Source organism: uncultured Leptotrichia sp. (assembly GCF_938036635.1).
Lineage (GTDB): Bacteria > Fusobacteriota > Fusobacteriia > Fusobacteriales > Leptotrichiaceae > Leptotrichia > Leptotrichia hongkongensis.
In genome coordinates this window covers 1-2870 of the sequence record NZ_CALHQO010000209.1, presented here as the reverse complement: position 1 = coordinate 2870, position 2870 = coordinate 1, and the positions used below count along the sequence as shown (strand labels likewise).

Here is a 2870-nt window from a genome sequence, read left to right as displayed (position 1 = left end):
TATTTCCAATTTTAAAGTGTACTAGAATATATTAAAAATTATATAAACTCTAGGTTTGAATAAAATAGTCATGGTCTTGAAGTTCAGTTTTAAAGTGGTTTTGCTATAATTTCACGAAAATTTGGAATAAAATATAAAAAATAACTGAATTTTGGTAAAATATTTTTCACAAAGACTATGAAAAAATGTAAAATTATTATATAATATACATATTGCTGAGTAACTAGATTCGGATAGAATAGTTACTCATTTTAAAAATATAACAAAGAAGATAATAAACGAGTAAACGGAGGAAACAATATAAATGTTGGATCAAAAAAATAAAAGAAATTTTTCGATAATAGCACACATTGATCATGGAAAATCAACTATTGCGGATAGGCTTTTGGAGCAGACAGGAACTGTAACGCAAAGGGAAATGGTAGATCAGCTGTTGGATAGCATGGATTTAGAAAGGGAAAAAGGGATAACTATTAAGGCACAGGCAGTTACATTGAAGTATAAGGCTCGAAACGGGGAGACTTATGAGTTAAATTTAATTGATACGCCAGGACACGTCGATTTTATTTACGAAGTATCAAGATCGCTTGCCGCTTGTGACGGAGCCTTGCTCGTAGTTGACGCTGCACAGGGAATTGAAGCACAAACATTGGCAAATGTGTATTTGGCTTTGGAAAACGATTTGGAAATATTGCCTGTAATAAACAAGATTGACTTACCTTCAGCTGATCCTGAGAAGGTTAAGATGGAAATAGAGGAAGTTATTGGGCTTCCTGCAGACGATGCTGTTCTTGTTTCTGGAAAAACTGGATTTGGAATTGAAGATTTGCTGGAATCAATTATTGAGCATATTCCTGCACCTAAAGGGGAAATTAACAATCCTTTGAAGGCGTTAATTTTTGACTCTCATTATGATGATTTTAGAGGAGTTATAACGTACATTAGAATAATTGAAGGGAAAATTGCAAAAGGAGACAGAATTAAGATTATGTCTACCGAAAAGGAATTTGACGTATTAGAAGTTGGGATTTTCTCGCCTAAAATGAAGGAAGTTGATGAATTGACAGTTGGCTCAGTTGGATATATTATAACGGGAATTAAGTCAATCAAAGATACACAAGTTGGGGATACAATTACGCACGTAAAAAATCCGACAGATACAGCTCTTGAAGGATACCGTCCTGCATTAAGTATGGTTTTTGCGGGAATTTATCCAGTTTCAACAGATGATTATGAAGATTTAAGGGAAGCATTGGAAAAATTACAGTTGAATGATGCTTCATTATCTTATGCTCCAGAGACTTCACTTGCGTTGGGATTTGGATTCAGATGTGGATTCTTAGGGCTTTTACACATGGAAATAGTTGTAGAAAGATTGCGTCGTGAATTTAACATTGACTTGATTTCAACAGCACCATCGGTTAAATATAACGTAACACCTGAACAAGGGGAAATGATTGTAATTGACAATCCTGCAGAATTTCCAGAAGGGAAAAAGTACATTGAAGAGCCTTATGTAAAAGGGACAATCATAGTTCCAAAAGATTATGTTGGAAATGTAATGGAACTTTGTCAGGAAAAAAGAGGAACTTTCCTTAATATGAATTACCTTGATGAAACTCGTACAATGATAAGCTACGATTTGCCGCTTGCAGAAATAGTAATTGATTTTTATGATAAATTGAAATCACGTACAAAAGGGTATGCTTCATTTGAATATGAAATGATTGGATATAAGGAATCGGATTTGGTAAAAGTCGATATTTTGGTAAGTGGAAATCCAGTAGATGCCTTTTCATTCATTGCTCATAAAGATAATGCCTATTACAGAGGACGTGCAATCGTTGAAAAATTAAAAGATGTAATTCCAAGACAGCAGTTTGAAATACCATTACAGGCTGCATTGGGTACAAAAATAATCGCAAGGGAAACAATTAAGGCACTTAGAAAGAATGTGCTTGCAAAATGTTATGGTGGAGATATTACACGTAAGAAAAAATTATTAGAAAAACAAAAAGAAGGTAAAAAACGTATGAAGGCAATCGGAAATGTAGAAATACCGCAAGAAGCGTTTTTATCAGTATTAAAACTAAATGATTAATTTTTTATATCTTGTGTAAAAATATAAGGAAAAGAGAAAAAAGTGAACAAAGAAAAAAAACTAAATAAGAATATAATATTTTTTGATGTGGAAACAAATGGATTTCAGGGAAGTTCAGTTTTGTCAATGTCTGCAATAAAAGTGAATTATAATTCTGAAAATACTGGAGAAGAAAGAAATAAATGGAAAAAAGTATCTGAATTTAACAGATTTTATTTCAGAAATGAAGGTGAGGAGTTAAATGAGGGTGCAGTTAGCGTAAACGGATTGACAGATGATGTGATTTTAAACGAAAGAAAGAGCATCATTCAAAATACAGGAATTGAATATCCTTTGACTTTTAAGGAAGATATGGATAATTTCTTTTTGTTTTGTCAGGATACAAACCATTTTGTCGCCCATAACATAAAATTTGACAGAAGTTTCGTAGATTTCCCTCTGCAAAATCAATTTGACACAATGCTAACAAATATAGACATCGTTAAAGTAAACGGTTCTTCGTACGGAAATTACAAATGGCCAAAACTTATGGAATGTGCCAATTACTATAATATCCCATTTGAAGAAAGCCAGTTGCACGGCAGTTATTACGATGTTCTTATAATGTTTAGAATTTTCTTCAAGATGATGAAGCATAAGACTGGAAATAAGCGGATTTTAGAATTTCTAGAAAAAGAATAATTTTTGAAAAAATATTTATGTAAAGTCAAAAAATAGAATTAAAGTAAAACAAATGGAGTGAAAATGAGTATTTTAGCCAAAAAATCTG

Annotated in this window: 2 protein-coding genes; both read left to right on the top strand. The window is 32.3% G+C overall.

Features of this window, described 5'->3' with window-relative positions:
- The first annotated feature begins 304 nt into the window (after nucleotides 1-304).
- Nucleotides 305-2101, top strand: a complete 1797-nt coding sequence (lepA, locus tag Q0370_RS04080) for a translation elongation factor 4 (protein WP_299572487.1) — start codon at nucleotides 305-307, stop codon at nucleotides 2099-2101.
- A gap of 42 nt (nucleotides 2102-2143) precedes the next feature.
- Nucleotides 2144-2782 (top strand): 3'-5' exonuclease, encoded by a 639-nt coding sequence (locus tag Q0370_RS04075; RefSeq protein WP_299572484.1) that lies wholly within the window; start codon nucleotides 2144-2146, stop codon nucleotides 2780-2782.
- Nucleotides 2783-2870: the final 88 nt, after the last annotated feature.

What these genes read in the sequence shown, in the direction of transcription:
- lepA (WP_299572487.1), top strand. Translation starts at nt 305, where the DNA reads ATGTTGGATCAAAAAAATAAAAGAAATTTTTCGATAATAGCACACATT.